The sequence below is a fragment of the Pseudomonas sp. 10B238 genome, from assembly GCF_000970615.1.
Lineage (GTDB): Bacteria > Pseudomonadota > Gammaproteobacteria > Pseudomonadales > Pseudomonadaceae > Stutzerimonas.
In genome coordinates this window covers 200,368-215,658 of record NZ_KQ033929.1, presented here as the reverse complement: position 1 = coordinate 215,658, position 15,291 = coordinate 200,368, and the positions used below count along the sequence as shown (strand labels likewise).

The window sequence follows — 15,291 nt, the reverse complement described above, 5'->3', positions numbered from 1 at the left end:
ACAGTCTTAGCGGCGGTCCATCTGCCGCTTGCGCCAACTGCGTCCGACCCACCAGCGCCAATAGCTCTGAGTGGCGATATAGCCCAATATCGCCACCACAACGCCGACAACGAATGAGCCTAGGAAGAGCGGTTGCCAGTGGCTGTCGAGCATCTGACGCACCCAGGCAAGGCTGAGCTCCATCGGCATCGGGGAAACCGGCGTGTCCAGCAGCCAGGCGCCTACCTTGTAATTGCAATAGAACACCGGCGGCATCGTCAGTGGGTTAGTCAGCCAGACCAAGCCCACAGCGATCGGCAGGTTCGCCCTTGCTGGCACGGCGCACAACGCGGCCGCCAGCATCTGCAGGGGCATCGGGATCATGGCCCAGAACAGACCGATAGCCATCGCTCTGGAAACCGAATGCCGGTTTAGATGGAGCAGGTTGGGGTCATGGATCAACGTGCCGAGAAACCGCAAAGACTTGTGTGCCTTTAGACGGTCGGGGTGAGGCATGTAGCGTTTAAAAAAACGACGCGGCATGAAGATTCTCTGGCGGGGCGAAGCGCGCCCGATTATGCCTGAAACGAGACCCGGCGCTGAGAGGAGTTTGTGACATAAATTCTACACTGTGAGCGCCGACAGGACGTCGGTCAGGCTATGTGACTCGGCGGTTTAACCTATCCGGAGCGGCCAGTCACGGGAAAGGAATCCAGGAGAACCGATGCGTACAGCGATGCTGGCGCTGGCAGCAGGCCTTCTACTGCTGCGTTTTTTACCGCAATTACCGCCTGTCTCAGCGTTGCCGTTCATATTGGCGGCGGGCCTGGTCTTGCTTCCGTTCCGCTGGCGAGCGATCGGTTGTTTTCTCTGCGGGTTTGCATGGGCGTGTCTCAGCGCCCATGAGGCGCTGGATGACCGCCTTTCAACCGAGCGCGATGGCCGTACGTTCTGGCTCGAAGGTACGGTGAGCGACCTACCGGATGTTCGTGGCGGTGTGGTGCGCTTCGAACTGGTCAATATATCGTCCCGGCATAGCGACCTGCCGTCCAGGCTTCGCTTGGCATGGTACGACGGCCCCATGGTGCAGGCGGGTGAGCGATGGCGGCTCGCTGCCAAATTGAAAAAGCCACGGGGCTTGGTCAATCCGCACTCTTTCGATTACGAGGCCTGGCTCTTGGCTCGGCGGATCGGTGCCAGCGGCACGATCAAAGCCGGAGAGCGCGTGTCGGTGGCAGAGGGTGGACCGGGATGGCGCGACCAGTTGCGGCAACGCTTGTTGGCGGTCGATGCTCAGGGCCGCTCCGGCGCTATTGCCGCGCTGGTAGTGGGCGATGACAGCGGCCTGTCCACCACGGATTGGCGCACGCTCCAGGACACCGGAACCGTTCATTTGATGGTTATATCGGGGCAGCACGTGGGCATGCTGGCCGGCTTGCTTTACGGTCTGGTGGCATTGTTAGCGCGTTGGGGAATTTGGCCGCGGCGCGTCGCCTGGTTGCCCTGCGCTTGTAGCCTGGCCTTGGCTGGAGCGCTTGCGTACGGCTGGCTGGCGGGTTTTGAAGTCCCAGTCCAGCGAGCGCTGGTGATGGTCTCTCTGGTGCTCCTGTGGCGTTTGCGGTATCGGCATTTGGGTGTCTGGCTGCCACTGCTGATTGCCCTTGATGCTGTCCTGCTGTTGGATCCGCTAGTAGGGCTGCAGTCGGGCTTCTGGTTGTCTTTTCTGGCGGTGGCGCTTCTTGCTCTGGTATTCCGCGGCCGGCTTGGAAGCTGGAGTTGGTGGCGCGCATTAGGCCGTGCACAGTGGAGCATGGCCCTGGGCCTGTTGCCGATCCTGCTGGCGCTAGGCTTGCCGGTTAGCCTGAGTGGGCCGATTGCCAACCTCTTTGCAGTCCCGCTGGTCAGCGCGGTAATCGTTCCGCTGTCGTTGTTAGGCACGTCCTTTTTGTGGTTGCCAGGCGTTGGCGAGCCGGTGCTATGGGTGGCCGGTGGCTTGTTGGCAATTCTCTTTGATGCGCTGCATTGGCTTGCCGGCTGGCAGCCGGCGTGGCTACCAGCGTCATTGCCGTTTTGGGCTTGGCTGCTGGTTGCGCTTGGGACGCTGCTGATCCTGCTTCCGCCCGGAATACCGTTTCGGGCGTTGGGTCTGGTGTTTCTGCTGCCGCTGCTATTTCCACCCATCGACAAGCCGGCAGCAGGGCAGGCGGAAGTCTGGCTGTTCGATGTCGGTCAGGGGCTCGCTGTGCTGGTCCGCACGCATGACCATGCGCTGCTGTACGACACAGGGCCGCGATATGGTGGCTTCGACATCGGCGAGCGGGTTGTATTGCCGTCGTTGCGCACGCTGGGGGTGAGCGGTCTCGATTTGATGATTCTCAGCCATGCCGATAGCGACCATACGGGTGGCGCTTCGGCGATCCAGCGACAAATGCACGCTGGGCGAGTGGTCAGTGGTGAGCCGGCAAGACTGCCTGCTTCGCTAGGCGCCGAGATGTGCCGCTCCGGAGACGCCTGGGAATGGAATGGAGTCCGCTTTACGCTTTGGCAATCACCACAGGCCCGCGATGGAAACCAGTCCTCCTGCGTGCTGCTGATCGAGGCGAGCGGCGAACGTCTGCTGCTCACCGGCGACATCGACGTGGATACCGAGCAAGTGCTCCTGACGAGCAAAATGCCGCTTGAGGTCGATTGGTTGTTGGTGCCACATCACGGCAGTCGCAGCTCGTCGTCAACCGCATTCATCGAGGCAACAGGTGCCGGAGGTGCGCTCATCTCGCGCAGCTTGCATAACGCATTCGGCCATCCGCATCTGGAGGTGTTGCAGCGGCTGCGCACTGCCAGAGCGCGGCTTTATGACACGGCAGAGCTAGGAGCGATTCGGATTCGCCTCGGCCGTTTCGAGCCTGTTCGAGGATTACGTACCGAGCGTCGATTCTGGCGGGAAAAATGAGAACCGGGGCCGTCGGCTGGCTGGCGGCCCTATGCTAGAGTGGCGCCACTTTTTCGAGGGGGATTCATCTCGTGTGGGAGCTGGTTAAAGCGGGCGGCTGGATAATGCTGCCAATCATCCTGTGTTCCATCGCAGCCGCCGGTATTGTTGCCGAAAGGCTATGGACGCTTCGGCCTAGTCGAGTGACTCCACCGCACCTGCTTGGCCAGGTGTGGAAATGGATCAAGGACAAGAAGCTCAGTAACCAAAAGCTCAAGGAGCTGCGCGCGGATTCTCCGCTGGGGGAGATACTGGCTGCTGGTTTGGCTAACTCCAAGCATGGTCGAGAGATCATGAAGGAATGCATCGAAGAAGCGGCCGCCCGCGTCGTCCATGACCTCGAGCGCTACCTCAACGCGTTGGGTACGATTGCAGGTATCGCTCCGTTGCTCGGGCTTCTCGGTACTGTGCTGGGCATGATCGAAATTTTCAGTGCCTTCATGGGCTCTGGCATGGCCAACGCACCGTTGCTCGCAGCGGGTATTTCCAAAGCGCTGATTACTACCGCGGCGGGTCTGATGGTCGGCATACCGGCACTGTTCTTCCATCGCTTCCTCCTGCGCCGAATCGAAGAACTCGTGGTCGGTATGGAGCAGGAAGCGATCAAGTTGGTTGAAGTTGTGCAGGGTGACCGAGACGTCGACCTAGGTGAGGGCAGGGCGTGAAGTTTCGTCGCAAGGCGCGGGAAAACGTCGACATCGGCTTGGCCCCGCTGATCGATGTGGTGTTCATTCTGTTGTTGTTCTTCGTGGTGACCACCACTTTTACTCGCGAAACCCAACTGCAGGTTGATCTGCCGGAGGCGGCGAGCGGGTCGCCACCTCAGGAAAGTGAGCAGAAGCGGCTGGAGGTTGTGATCGACGTCAGTGGCAACTTCAGTCTCAATGGCAAGTCGCTGGTCAAGCATGACCTGAACACATTGATGGCGGCGCTCAGCAAGGAGTCGGGCGGCGATACAAGTTTGCCGATGATCATCAGTGCCGACGGTAAAACTCCGCACCAAGCGGTCATTACCGCCATGGACGCAGCCGGGAAGCTGGGCTTCGCGCACCTGCGCATCACTACCATTGAGGCCCAGCCGGAGCCCTAATGTCCTTTGCTGATCGTCTCCAGCGGGCCTGGTACGAAGGGCATCCTGCCTTGGCGCTGCTCGCACCGTTGGAAATGCTCTACCGCCGCGTGGTGACCGCTAAGCGAAAGCGGTTCATCAGCGGGGTGATCGATTGCTATCGGGCGCCCGTGCCTGTGGTGGTGGTCGGAAATATCACCGTTGGCGGTACCGGCAAGACCCCCCTGATTCTCTGGCTCATCGAGCACTGTCAGCGACGCGGCCTGAAAGTCGGTGTAGTTAGCCGTGGTTACGGTGCCAGACCACCCGAATATCCGTGGCGGGTAGAGCCCGGGCATTCTGCAGCCGAGGTTGGCGACGAACCATTGCTGATCGCGCAACGAACAAACGTACCGGTGATGATTGATCCGGATCGTTCCCGCGCGGTTCGTAAATTGCTCGAACTTGAGCTGCTGGACCTGATCCTTTCCGATGATGGACTGCAGCATTACCGGTTGGGGCGCGATCTGGAGCTCGTCCTCATTGATGCTGCTCGTGGACTGGGCAATCAACGCTGTTTGCCCGCTGGCCCGCTACGTGAGCCATTGGAGCGGCTGGAATCGGTCGATGCGGTGCTGATAAACGGCGCGCAGGTAGACGGTCCCTCGGGTTTTGCGTTCGCCCTGCAGCCAGCGAAACTGATCGAGTTGAGCACTGGGCAAGCCTGGCCTCTTGACCATTTTCCAGCAGGCCAGCGGATGCATGCAGTCGCTGGAATCGGCAATCCACAGCGTTTCTTCACCACGCTCGAGGCGCTACACTGGCGGCCGATTCCGCATGCCTTCGCCGATCACGCTCGTTATAGCCTGGAGCAGCTGAGTTTCAGTCCAGAGCTACCCTTGGTGATGACCGAGAAGGATGCGGTCAAATGCCGGGCTTTTGCGCTGCCGGGCTGGTGTTATCTCCAAGTCCAGGCCGAGCCTTCCGCAGCTTTCGTCACTTGGTTTGATTCCCAGCTGGACCGTTTGCTGCCCGTTCATCCCTAAGCCGCTCGATCTGCCAGGTGCGGTCGGCTGCATCCAAGGACTGCACACCATGGATACCAAACTGCTCGATATTCTTGCCTGCCCGCTCTGTAAGGGGCCGCTGAAGCTGACTGATGACAAGTCCGAACTGATCTGCAAGGCCGACGGCATGGCTTTTCCGGTCCGGGACGGCATCCCGGTGATGCTTGAAAGCGAAGCCCGTACCCTCGACGTGGATGAGCGTCTGGACAAATGACTAACGCTTATACCGTGGTGATCCCGGCGCGTTACGCATCCACGCGCCTTCCGGGCAAACCTCTGCAGGACATTGCCGGCAAGCCGATGATTCGCCATGTCTGGGAGCAGGCCTGCAAGAGCCGGGCGCAGCGGGTGGTGATTGCCACGGACGATCAGCGCATATTGCAAGCCTGCGAAGGCTTCGGTGCGCAGGTTTTGCTAACCCGGGTCGACCACAATTCGGGCACCGATCGGCTTGCCGAGGTGGCGGACCTGCTGGGCTTAACGGCTGACGCGATAGTCGTCAACGTACAGGGCGATGAACCATTGATTCCGCCTTCGGTGATCGACCAGGTGGCACTCAATCTGGCTGCTCACCCCGAAGCCGCGATCGCCACGCTTGCCGAGCCAATCAGCGATCCGCACGCGCTCTTTAACCCGAACGTGGTGAAGGTGCTGAGCGATATCAATGGGCTGGCGCTGACTTTCAGTCGCGCGACACTGCCGTGGGCGCGGGACGAATTCGCTCGTAAGCCCGATGCGCTTCCGAGTGATGTTCCGTACCGTCGGCACATCGGCATCTATGCCTATCGGGCCGGGTTTCTGGCTGACTTCGTGGCCTGGGGGCCATGCTGGCTGGAGAATACTGAGTGTCTGGAGCAATTACGTGCGCTCTGGCACGGAAAGCGCATTCATGTCGCCGATGCGGTCGAGGCGCCTCCGGCTGGCGTCGATACCGCCGAAGATCTTGAGCGCGTCCGCAAGTTGCTCGGAGCTTGAGCGTGAAGGTTCTGTTCGTTTGCATGGGTAACATCTGCCGATCACCCACTGCTGAGGCTGTACTGCGCAAGCACGTACAGGATGCTCAGCTGGACAGCCGAATCGCCATAGATTCGGCTGGAACCGGTGACTGGCATGCCGGGAAGGGGCCCGATCAGCGCGCTTGCCAGGCTGCAGCCAAACGAGGCTACGACCTCAGCGCTCTTAGGGCGCGTCAGGTGACCGCCGACGATTTTCAGCGCTTCGATCTCATCCTGGCGATGGATCACGACAACCTAAAGCGGCTACAGGCCCTGCGTCCAGCAGACTCACACGGTGAGCTCGATCTATTTCTGCGCCGATACAAATTGGGCACGGGCTCTGTACCCGATCCGTATTACGGCGGGGAGGACGGCTTCGAGCAGGTGCTCGACCTGATCGAGCGTGGTGCTGCTGGATTGCTCGATGAGATCAGAGGGCGTCAATGAGCCTTCTCATCGAGCAGGGTTATTCACTCAAGGCGCTCAACACCTTTGCGGTCGAAGCCCGTGCCGCCTATTTCGCTGAGGCCCGGGACGATCAAGCAGTAACCGAAGCGATTAATGAGGCCTGCCGTCTCGACGTTCCGCTATGGATCCTCGGCGGCGGCAGCAATTTGGTACTGACCGGCGATGTACGAGCACTGGTGCTGCGCATGGCTAGCCGGGGCATTCGAGTTCTTGAGGATGACGGCCAGCAAGTAGTGATAGAAGCGGAGGCTGGCGAGCCTTGGCATCCGTTCGTATTGCGGAGCCTAGAGCTTGGTTTGGCTGGGTTGGAAAACCTCAGCCTGATCCCCGGTACGGTCGGTGCGGCACCCATCCAGAATGTCGGGGCGTACGGGGTCGAGATAAAGGATGTCTTCGGTGGGCTGACTGCACTGGACCGCCAAACTGGCAGTTTGGTGGAGTTCGATTTGGCGGCATGTGAATTTGCCTACCGCGACAGCCTGTTCAAACGTCAGGCGGGACGCTATGTGATTCTTCGGGTGCGTTTCATGCTTCACCGGACTGCGGAACTAAGTCTTGAGTATGGCCCGCTCCGTAAGTGGCTGCAGCAGCATGATGTCCAGTCCCCCACACCGATGGATGTGAGTCGTGCGGTCTGTTCGATCCGCAGTGAGAAGCTGCCAGACCCTCGGGTTTTGGGCAATGCAGGCAGTTTTTTCAAGAACCCCTTGGTTCCTCAGTCGAAAGCTGACGCCTTGCTCGCGCAGTACCCCGATCTGGTGGCGTTTCCGCAAGGTGGCGGGCAGGTCAAGCTAGCCGCTGGCTGGCTCATTGATCGTGCTGGCTGGAAGGGTTATCGACAGGGGGATGTGGGCGTCCACAGGCTGCAAGCGTTGGTACTCGTCAACTACGGGCAGGCAACCGGCCAGCAAATCCTGCAACTTTCCGAAAAGATCCAAGCTGACATCCTAAAGCGTTTCGGTGTGAAGTTGGAAATCGAGCCGAACGTCGTCTGACTCTGCCCCTTTCGGCTATGCCGTGCCCGTTCTGAGCTTTTTAAGGGTGACGGATCTCCCTGATCTCCGCGGCTACAGCTGGAAACAGTAAGGGTCGAGTAGGCAGGTTTTCTCTGGGTATCTGAGCGCTCCACAAAAGCGCGCCGCCGCGATCATTCAACGACTGTCCGCCAACAAATAAAAAAGGGGATGCCGAAGCATCCCCTTTCACACCGCTGGTCCTGTCAGTCTTGACGCTTGTCGAGGCCTTGCGGATCGACTTCCTCCTGCACATCCGCGTCAGCTTCAGTGGCGGGCTCGATCGCCTCCACTTCGGGCTGGAACAGCTCGGTCACGGCCTGTTCAGCTTCTGGTTCGGCAGGTGGCGTTTCCAGCTTCCTGGCGATGCTTGGCTCTGCATTGCCATTCGCCGTGCTGGCTGGCTGCTGATTTGTCGCGTCGGTGGCCGGTTCGCTGACAACGATTTCAGGGCTGGCCAGTTCTGCCGGAGCTTGGGTTTCGGTTGTCGCTTTCTCTTTCGCTTCGGCCTCGGCTGCTTCTTTAGCAAGACGCTCTTGCTCCAAGCGGCGGCGGCGGACCTCACGTGGGTCGTTAGGTGCACGACCGCTAGCCGTCACGATCGGCGCTTCAGTCTCGGTCGCGGTCTGGGCCTGCTCCTCGAAAGCAGGAGTGGCCACAGACTGCGAAGTCTCGGTCTCCGTTGCTGACGCTTCGGGCTCGCTGGCTTTCTGCACCGCCGGAGCTGGCTCCGCTTCTGCGATAACCGGTGTCACGGCTTCACTATCCTGAGTTGCGGGAACATTGGCCGGCTTGTCAGCTTCGTCCGTTTGATTAACGGCCACGGCTGGAGCTGAGGCTTCCGCTTCCCTTGTTTCGATTTGAATCTCAGCGGGTGCGGTGTCGGCGTCTGCGGTGTTCGCCGCGAGAGCGGCGGCAGTTGCGGCAATGGCGACCTGTTCAGATTTCACCGGTGCATTGCTTTCGCTTACCTCGGCGTTGGTGCTCTGGGTCTCGTCGTCGATCTCGTTTCCATTGGCGTCGCGTTGACGATCACGACGGTTGCTGCGGCGACGCTGGCCACGAGAGCGGCGGCGTGGGCGATCGCTACCTTCTGGCGAATCCTGCTCCTCCTGAGCGATCTCCGCGGTTTCGCTCTGCTGTTCCTCTGCGCTCTCGGCTTGTTCTACGCGAGGTTTACGCTCTTCGCGCGGCGGACGCGGCTTGCGCTCAGAGCTTTCTTCGCCGTTCGCCGCGACTGGTGCGGTCTGAGCGTTATCATCGAGCGGTGCGCGCAATTCGCGCTTGCGCTCTTCTCGCGGCTGACGATCTTCGCGCGGGGTGCGTTCACGACGTGGTTGCTGTTGCTGTTGCTGTTGCGGCTGTGCAGTATTTTCGCTGGCTTCGACTGGCTCACGAGACTCACGCGGTTCGCGAGCTTCCCGTGGCTTGCGCTCTTCGCGTGGAGGGCGCGGCTGACGCTCTTCGCGAGGCTGGCGGTCTTCACGAGGGGCACGCTCTTCACGAGGCTTGCGCTCTTCGTCGCGGCTGCTGCGCGAATCACGGCGACGGTTCTGCTGGCGACCACTACGGCGTTCATCGTTGCGTTGTGGGCGGCTGCTAGCGGCGGGTTTCTTCTCGACTTCGGCGGCTGGCGCTTCCTGCTTGCCGGCGAAGAGGCCGACCAGGGACTTGACCAACCCCTTGAACAGGCTTGGCTCCTGAGTCGCGGGTGCAGGCAGCTCAGCGGGCGCAGCGATCGGGGCCGGTGCGGGCGCGGTACGCTGTGGCGCGGTTTTGACGGCCGCTTCCTGACGAACCAGTGTGCGCGTCGAGCTGACCGGCTGAACTTCCTCAACCTCGGTTGGGCTCATTTCATAGCTGGCCTGACCGGCGATAATTTCCGGGCTATCGTCGCGCAGACGCTGCACTTCGAAGTGCGGCGTCTCTAGATGGTCGTCCGGCAGGATGAAGATGCGCGCGCGGCTGCGCAGTTCGATCTTGGTGATCGCGTTGCGCTTCTCATTGAGAAGGAAGGCGGCAACCTGGAAGGGAACGCGGGCGCGGACTTCGGCGGTACGATCCTTAAGGGCTTCTTCTTCGATCAGACGCAAGATGGCCAGCGACAATGATTCGACATCGCGAATGATGCCTTGGCCATTACAGCGCGGGCAGACTATACCGCTGGTCTCGCCGAGCGATGGACGAAGGCGTTGACGGGACATTTCCAGTAGGCCGAAGCGCGAGATGCGGCCGACCTGGATTCGTGCGCGGTCGGCTTCCAGTGCTTCACGAACCTTCTCTTCAACGGCGCGCTGATTCTTGGCCGGCGTCATGTCGATGAAATCGATGACGATCAGGCCGCCAATGTCGCGCAGGCGCAGCTGGCGGGCGATTTCCTCGGCCGCTTCCAGGTTGGTCTGCAGGGCAGTTTCTTCGATGTCGCCGCCCTTGGTGGCGCGCGCCGAGTTGATGTCGATGGACACCAATGCTTCAGTCGGGTCGATAACGATGGAACCGCCGGATGGCAGCTTCACTTCGCGCTGGAAGGCCGTCTCGATCTGGCTTTCGATCTGGAAACGGTTGAACAGTGGTACAGGATCTTCGTACAGCTTGATCTTGCTTGCGTACTGCGGCATGACCTGCTGAATAAAGGAAAGCGCTTCGTCCTGGGCTTCGACGCTGTCGATCAGAACTTCGCCGATGTCCTGGCGCAGGTAGTCGCGAATGGCGCGAATGATGACGTTGGATTCCTGATAGATCAGGAAGGGGGCGGCGCGATCCTGAGAGGCTTCCTTGACTGCGCTCCATAGCTGCAACAGGTAATCGAGGTCCCATTGCATTTCTTCACTTGAACGGCCGAGACCGGCAGTACGGACGATCAAACCCATATCGGCAGGGACATCAAGACCATTGAGTGCTTCGCGCAGTTCGTTGCGTTCTTCGCCTTCAATGCGACGAGAAATGCCGCCCGCGCGCGGGTTGTTCGGCATCAATACGAGATAGCGACCGGCGAGGCTGATGAAGGTGGTAAGGGCAGCGCCTTTATTGCCGCGCTCTTCTTTTTCGACCTGAACGATGACTTCCTGGCCTTCGCTCAGGACTTCTTTGATGTTGACGCGGCCTTCCGGCGACTTCTTGAAGTACTCGCGGGAAATTTCCTTGAGGGGGAGGAACCCGTGGCGATCGGCACCGAAATCAACGAAGGCGGCTTCAAGGCTGGGCTCGACGCGAGTGATCTTGCCCTTGTAGATGTTGGCTTTCTTCTGTTCACGAGCACCGGATTCGATGTCAAGGTCGAACAGGCGCTGGCCATCGACCAGTGCGACACGCAACTCTTCGGGCTGAGTTGCGTTAATTAGCATTCTTTTCATGTAGTACCGTCGGTTTCCAAGGCAGCGGAAACGGCGTTCGGCACACACGACTCTCGCGGTCGGTGTCAGGTGAGTCAGGAATGGTTGTAAGGCACTCCAGTGTCCAGCGATTTCAGGCCAGTTGGGCCGGCGTCGCGACGACGTCTCCTGCTTACTGTCGGAACAGAAGCAATGGTTCGGGAGGAGGAATCAGCAATCGGTAGCGGACGGAATGAAGCGTCTATGAAAGCCTTTACTACGCAATCCGAGGGCTGTACATCTCCACCCAACACTCATACTTTGAAAATCGGGTGCCGCTCGCAGAATCCGGGAGCGGGTTATCGATTATCGTGATTCCCCTTCGGGAACACGCATCATGTCTTCAAGGCTTGTTTCGGAGCTTCTGCTGCTTGAGAAAAGCTCCGCTGGACGGCCTCACGTCCTGGAACATTGCTGGGTCAGGGATGGCGGTTTCGCTGGCATTCCCTAACCTGTCCGCTTTTGGCGGCGCCTGGACTATAACAGTAATGTTTAAGTGCTTCAAATAAGGGAAAATTGATATCATCCGCGCATGACCAATACCCCCTCTCAGACCTCCGGCGTGCAAATGCTCGAGGTCTCGCCGGAGCTTGCCGGCCAGCGCATTGATAACTTTCTCCGTACCCAGCTCAAAGGTGTGCCCAAGACCTTGATCTATCGCATTTTGCGCAAGGGCGAGGTGCGGGTAAACAAAGGCCGTATTAAACCCGAGTACAAGCTTCAGGCGGGTGATGTCGTGCGGGTGCCACCGCTTCGGTTGCCTGAGCGGGACGAGCCAGTCCCGCTCGCGCAAGGGCTTCTAGAGCGGCTTGAGGCGGCAATCGTTTTTGAAGACAAAGCCTTGATCGTGTTGAACAAGCCTGCAGGGATCGCGGTGCATGGAGGCAGCGGGCTCAGCTTCGGGGTTATCGAGGCGCTGCGTCAGTTGCGCCCGGATGCAAAGGAGTTGGAGCTGGTGCATCGCCTGGATCGGGACACCTCCGGGTTGCTGATGATCGCAAAGAAACGCAGCATGCTGCGTCACTTGCACCTGCAATTGCGGGGCGATGGGGTCGACAAACGCTACATGGCGCTCGTGCGGGGGCGCTGGGACACCGGCAAGAAGCAAGTAAATGCGCCGCTGCTGAAAAATACCCTGCGTTCAGGTGAGCGGATGGTGGAGGTCACTGACGAGGGCAAAGACGCACTGACACTTTTCCGCGTGCTGCGCCGTTTTGGCGACTTCGCTACCCTGGTCGAGGCCAAGCCGGTAACCGGACGTACGCATCAGATTCGTGTGCATGCCCGCCATGCCGGTCACAGCATCGCTGGCGATAATAAATATGGTGATGAAGAGTTTTCTGCGCTCATTCGTGATCTGGGTGGTAAGCGCCTGTTCCTGCATGCCTATGCGCTGAAGGTTCCTTTGCCTGACGGTGGCGAACTGAGTTTGGAGGCGCCGGTCGATGATGTCTGGGCCCGGACGCTGGAGAGGCTTGGTGAATAAGTACGAACTGCTGATCTTCGATTGGGATGGGACGTTGGTGGATTCCATCGGGCGTATCGTTGAATCCATTTTGGTTGCTGCGGCCCGGTGTGACCTGCCGCGGCTGGATGAGGACAATATCAAGGGGATTATTGGGCTAGGTCTGCCCGAGGCGATAGCCGCGCTGTATCCAAACGTCACCGACAGAAGGTTGGTTGAGGCGTTCCGTCGTGCGTACGCCGACCATTATTTGTCACTGGAGGCTGAGCCGTCGGCGCTTTATCCGGGGGTGGCGCACGCGCTACAACAGTTCCGTGATCAGGGGCATCAGCTTGCTGTGGCGACTGGCAAGGGGCGGCGCGGGTTGGATAGGGTCCTGGCAGGGCAGGGTTGGACTGATTTTTTCGATGTGACCCGGTGTGCTGATGAGACTGCGAGCAAGCCTGACCCGCTCATGATCCACGAAATCCTCGCTCACTGTGGGGTCGCGCCCGAGCGGGCTCTGATGGTCGGGGATTCGGTGTTCGATTTGGAGATGGCAAGGCGCGCAGGCGTAGACAGTGTTGCGGTTTCCTACGGCGCACAACCCGTCGAGGTGTTGTTGTCGTGTTCGCCGTGCATGGCTATCAATCATTTTTCGGAGCTCGGTGACTGGCTGTGCTCTGCTGCTGGTCACGCTGAGGTGGTTGCATATGTCGGATGAATGGGGGAAACCCGTGAATGAGTCTAACGAAGACCGTACCAGTCTAAAGCTGTTGGAGAAAACGCTGCTTGCCGGTGTGCAGGAGCAGCGGCGAGCTCGGCGTTGGGGGATCTTTTTCAAGCTGTTGACGTTCGTCTATCTCTTTGGGGCGCTGCTGATATTTTCGCCGCTGTTGCACATGGGGGAAGGGGAAGCTGTTGGTGATACCCACACTGCGATCATCAATGTCCGCGGAATGATTGCCGATGAAGAGGCGGCGAGTGCAGACAACATTGTCGGTGCGTTGCGTGCGGCCTTTGAGGATTCAAATACCAAGGGTGTGGTGTTGCGGATCAACAGTCCGGGTGGCAGTCCGGTGCAGTCCGGCTATATCTATGATGAGATTCGCCGGTTGCGTGGGGAGTACCCGGCCATCAAAGTTTATGCAGTGATTGCCGATCTAGGGGCGTCTGGCGCTTATTACATCGCAAGCGCTGCGGATGAAATTTATGCCGACAAGTCGAGCCTGGTTGGCTCTATCGGCGTCACCGCTGCGACCTTTGGCTTTGTCGAGACAATGGACAAGCTGGGCGTCGAGCGCCGAGTCTATACCTCAGGGGAGCACAAGGCGTTTCTAGACCCCTTTCAGCCGGAAAAGCCAGAGGAAACCGAGTTCTGGCGCAGCGTGCTTGCCACCACTCACCGGCAGTTCATCGACAGCGTGAAGCAGGGGCGGGGCGATCGATTGCAAGTCGCCGGGCATCCAGAGCTCTTTTCCGGGCTCATCTGGTCTGGTGAGCAGGCGCTTGAGCTCGGTTTGATTGATGGCCTTGGAAATGCCAGCTATGTCGCACGCGAGGTAATTGGGCAAGCTGAGCTGGTGGATTTCACCGTCAAAGACTCGCCTTTGGAGCGGTTTACCAAGCAGCTCGGTGTCAGTATTGGTTCGCAGCTTGCCCTGTGGATGGGTTTCCAGGGGCCTCAGCTGCGTTAGTGCAGTGTCAGGGTACTTCGATCCCGGCATTATTGAGCATGTCCACCAGTCGGATCAGGGGTAACCCAATCAGGCTGGTGACGTCTGTTCCTTCGGTACTGCGGAACAGGCTGATTCCCAAGCCCTCTGCCTTGAAGCTGCCGGCGCAATCGTAGGGTTGTTCGGCCCGCAGGTAGCGCTCGATCTGCTGATCGCCAAGCGTCCGGAAGTGAACGGTAAAAGCGATGCAGTCAATCTGGGTGGCCCCGGTTCGACTGTCCAGCAGTGCCAGTCCGGTTAGAAAATCTACGCTTTTGCCGCTGCAGCCTTGTAGTTGGCTCTTTGCTCGGTCGAATGTGTAAGGTTTGCCAAGGATGTTTTGCCCAAGCACGGCGACCTGGTCGGAACCAATGATCAGATGATCCTGATGAGAGGGTGCCAAGGCTTTGGCTTTCTCTAGGGCCAAGCGGCGTACGAGATGTTCCGGTAGCTCCATGGTGAGTGGAGTTTCATCTATTTCCGGGGCGCGGTAAGCGAACTCAAGCTGAAGGCGTGAAAGCAGTTCGCGACGATAAGGGGAGCTTGATGCGAGAAGCAGGGGTCGCATTCTTCTTCCTTTATATATAGGTACTGATCGATGGTCGGCCTAGCGCCATTGTGCGGCTGAATTCCTTTGACAGCCGACAGGCGCATCCCTAGAATGCCGCGCTTATGTTGAAAGGACCAATACCTCCGCACGTAGATCCGCGCAAGCTCGCTGACCGAGCGGCTTCCCTGAAGGGCGAGCTGCAATTGTCTGGGCTGAAGCGGCTCGTCGATCCTCTTGAGGATGATCAGGGTGTGGTGCGCGCCAGTTTTGATTTTGGGCGCGACGAGCAGCGCACGGTGGTCATCCACAGTGCGCTGGATGTTGAGGTTACGATGATTTGCCAGCGCTGTCTGGAGCCGGTTGTTCTGCCTATTCACAGCGAATGCGATTATGCCGTGGTGAATGAAGGGTCGAGCAGCCAGCACCTGCCTAAGGGTTATGACGTGCTGGAAGTGGGAGAGGATCCTCTGGATCTGCTGGCGCTGGTTGAAGAGGAGCTTCTGCTCGCTCTTCCGATTGTTCCACTCCATGACCAAGAAGTTTGCCAGCCGCCGGCTGGGCCTGATGAGCCCAAGCCGAATGAGGACGAGGTATCGCGGTCCAACCCGTTCAGCGTACTGGCTCAGTTAAAGCGTGACCCAAACGTTTAGGA

The 15,291-nt window shown here is 59.3% G+C and carries 15 protein-coding genes; 12 read left to right on the top strand and 3 right to left on the bottom strand.

Annotation, left to right across the window (positions count from 1 at the left end; translation table 11 throughout):
* Window positions 1-6: 6 nt before the first annotated feature.
* On the bottom strand, window positions 7-522 hold the full coding sequence (locus RT21_RS05755) for a DUF2062 domain-containing protein (RefSeq protein WP_045428862.1): 516 nt from the start codon (window positions 520-522) through the stop codon (window positions 7-9).
* A gap of 181 nt (window positions 523-703) precedes the next feature.
* Here RT21_RS05755 and RT21_RS05750 point away from each other — a divergent pair, with 181 nt between their 5' ends.
* The 8 genes from RT21_RS05750 (at window position 704) to murB (ending at window position 7,541) form a co-directional block, all read left to right on the top strand.
* The gene (locus RT21_RS05750) at window positions 704-2,929 is read left to right on the top strand and encodes a DNA internalization-related competence protein ComEC/Rec2 (protein WP_177327060.1); all 2,226 of its coding nucleotides are present in this window, start codon (window positions 704-706) and stop codon (window positions 2,927-2,929) included.
* Between the two features lie 71 nt (window positions 2,930-3,000).
* The gene (locus tag RT21_RS05745; RefSeq protein WP_046161977.1) at window positions 3,001-3,633 is read left to right on the top strand and encodes a MotA/TolQ/ExbB proton channel family protein; all 633 of its coding nucleotides are present in this window, start codon (window positions 3,001-3,003) and stop codon (window positions 3,631-3,633) included.
* Window positions 3,630-4,058 (top strand): ExbD/TolR family protein, encoded by a 429-nt coding sequence (locus tag RT21_RS05740; protein ID WP_046161976.1) that lies wholly within the window; start codon window positions 3,630-3,632, stop codon window positions 4,056-4,058. The genes RT21_RS05745 and RT21_RS05740 overlap by 4 nt, the downstream gene beginning before the upstream one ends.
* Window positions 4,058-5,062, top strand: a complete 1,005-nt coding sequence (gene lpxK / locus RT21_RS05735) for a tetraacyldisaccharide 4'-kinase (RefSeq protein ID WP_046161975.1) — start codon at window positions 4,058-4,060, stop codon at window positions 5,060-5,062. Before RT21_RS05740 ends, lpxK begins: the two co-directional genes overlap by 1 nt.
* A 49-nt stretch (window positions 5,063-5,111) precedes the next feature.
* Window positions 5,112-5,297, top strand: coding sequence for a Trm112 family protein (locus RT21_RS05730; RefSeq protein ID WP_019342470.1), 186 nt, complete (start codon window positions 5,112-5,114; stop codon window positions 5,295-5,297).
* On the top strand, window positions 5,294-6,058 hold the full coding sequence (gene kdsB / locus RT21_RS05725; protein ID WP_046161974.1) for a 3-deoxy-manno-octulosonate cytidylyltransferase: 765 nt from the start codon (window positions 5,294-5,296) through the stop codon (window positions 6,056-6,058). Before RT21_RS05730 ends, kdsB begins: the two co-directional genes overlap by 4 nt.
* A 2-nt stretch (window positions 6,059-6,060) precedes the next feature.
* Entirely contained in the window at window positions 6,061-6,525 is a 465-nt protein-coding gene (locus RT21_RS05720) for a low molecular weight protein-tyrosine-phosphatase (protein WP_046161973.1), read from the top strand.
* Window positions 6,522-7,541 (top strand): UDP-N-acetylmuramate dehydrogenase, encoded by a 1,020-nt coding sequence (gene murB / locus RT21_RS05715; RefSeq protein WP_046161972.1) that lies wholly within the window; start codon window positions 6,522-6,524, stop codon window positions 7,539-7,541. Before RT21_RS05720 ends, murB begins: the two co-directional genes overlap by 4 nt.
* A gap of 224 nt (window positions 7,542-7,765) precedes the next feature.
* On the opposite strand, the gene rne is transcribed toward murB, so the two are convergent.
* Window positions 7,766-10,912, bottom strand: a complete 3,147-nt coding sequence (gene rne, locus RT21_RS05710; RefSeq protein WP_200635002.1) for a ribonuclease E — start codon at window positions 10,910-10,912, stop codon at window positions 7,766-7,768.
* Window positions 10,913-11,462: 550 nt separating this feature from the next.
* On the opposite strand from rne, the gene rluC reads away from it, so the two are divergent.
* From rluC to sppA, 3 genes are read left to right on the top strand one after another with little or no spacing between them, the layout of a single operon-like run.
* Complete coding sequence (gene rluC / locus RT21_RS05700; RefSeq protein WP_046161970.1) at window positions 11,463-12,416, top strand: 23S rRNA pseudouridine(955/2504/2580) synthase RluC; 954 nt, start codon at window positions 11,463-11,465, stop codon at window positions 12,414-12,416.
* On the top strand, window positions 12,409-13,098 hold the full coding sequence (locus tag RT21_RS05695) for an HAD-IA family hydrolase (RefSeq protein WP_046161969.1): 690 nt from the start codon (window positions 12,409-12,411) through the stop codon (window positions 13,096-13,098). Before rluC ends, RT21_RS05695 begins: the two co-directional genes overlap by 8 nt.
* Window positions 13,088-14,071 carry a signal peptide peptidase SppA gene (sppA, locus tag RT21_RS05690; protein WP_046161968.1) on the top strand — a complete coding sequence of 328 codons (984 nt, stop codon included), beginning with the start codon at window positions 13,088-13,090 and terminating at the stop codon, window positions 14,069-14,071. Before RT21_RS05695 ends, sppA begins: the two co-directional genes overlap by 11 nt.
* A gap of 7 nt (window positions 14,072-14,078) precedes the next feature.
* Here sppA and RT21_RS05685 read toward each other — a convergent pair whose 3' ends face one another.
* Window positions 14,079-14,657, bottom strand: coding sequence for a Maf family protein (locus tag RT21_RS05685; RefSeq protein ID WP_046161967.1), 579 nt, complete (start codon window positions 14,655-14,657; stop codon window positions 14,079-14,081).
* Window positions 14,658-14,761: 104 nt separating this feature from the next.
* Between RT21_RS05685 and RT21_RS05680 the strand changes: the two genes are divergently transcribed.
* Window positions 14,762-15,289, top strand: coding sequence for a YceD family protein (locus tag RT21_RS05680; protein ID WP_046161966.1), 528 nt, complete (start codon window positions 14,762-14,764; stop codon window positions 15,287-15,289).
* The last annotated feature ends 2 nt before the right edge of the window (window positions 15,290-15,291 follow it).

What these genes read in the sequence shown, in the direction of transcription:
- RT21_RS05750 (WP_177327060.1), top strand. Translation starts at nt 704, where the DNA reads ATGCGTACAGCGATGCTGGCGCTGGCAGCAGGCCTTCTACTGCTGCGT.
- kdsB (WP_046161974.1), top strand. Translation starts at nt 5,294, where the DNA reads ATGACTAACGCTTATACCGTGGTGATCCCGGCGCGTTACGCATCCACG.
- rluC (WP_046161970.1), top strand. Translation starts at nt 11,463, where the DNA reads ATGACCAATACCCCCTCTCAGACCTCCGGCGTGCAAATGCTCGAGGTC.
- murB (WP_046161972.1), top strand. Translation starts at nt 6,522, where the DNA reads ATGAGCCTTCTCATCGAGCAGGGTTATTCACTCAAGGCGCTCAACACC.
- RT21_RS05685 (WP_046161967.1), bottom strand. Translation starts at nt 14,657, where the DNA reads ATGCGACCCCTGCTTCTCGCATCAAGCTCCCCTTATCGTCGCGAACTG.
- lpxK (WP_046161975.1), top strand. Translation starts at nt 4,058, where the DNA reads ATGTCCTTTGCTGATCGTCTCCAGCGGGCCTGGTACGAAGGGCATCCT.
- RT21_RS05730 (WP_019342470.1), top strand. Translation starts at nt 5,112, where the DNA reads ATGGATACCAAACTGCTCGATATTCTTGCCTGCCCGCTCTGTAAGGGG.
- sppA (WP_046161968.1), top strand. Translation starts at nt 13,088, where the DNA reads ATGTCGGATGAATGGGGGAAACCCGTGAATGAGTCTAACGAAGACCGT.
- rne (WP_200635002.1), bottom strand. Translation starts at nt 10,912, where the DNA reads ATGAAAAGAATGCTAATTAACGCAACTCAGCCCGAAGAGTTGCGTGTC.
- RT21_RS05680 (WP_046161966.1), top strand. Translation starts at nt 14,762, where the DNA reads ATGTTGAAAGGACCAATACCTCCGCACGTAGATCCGCGCAAGCTCGCT.
- RT21_RS05755 (WP_045428862.1), bottom strand. Translation starts at nt 522, where the DNA reads ATGCCGCGTCGTTTTTTTAAACGCTACATGCCTCACCCCGACCGTCTA.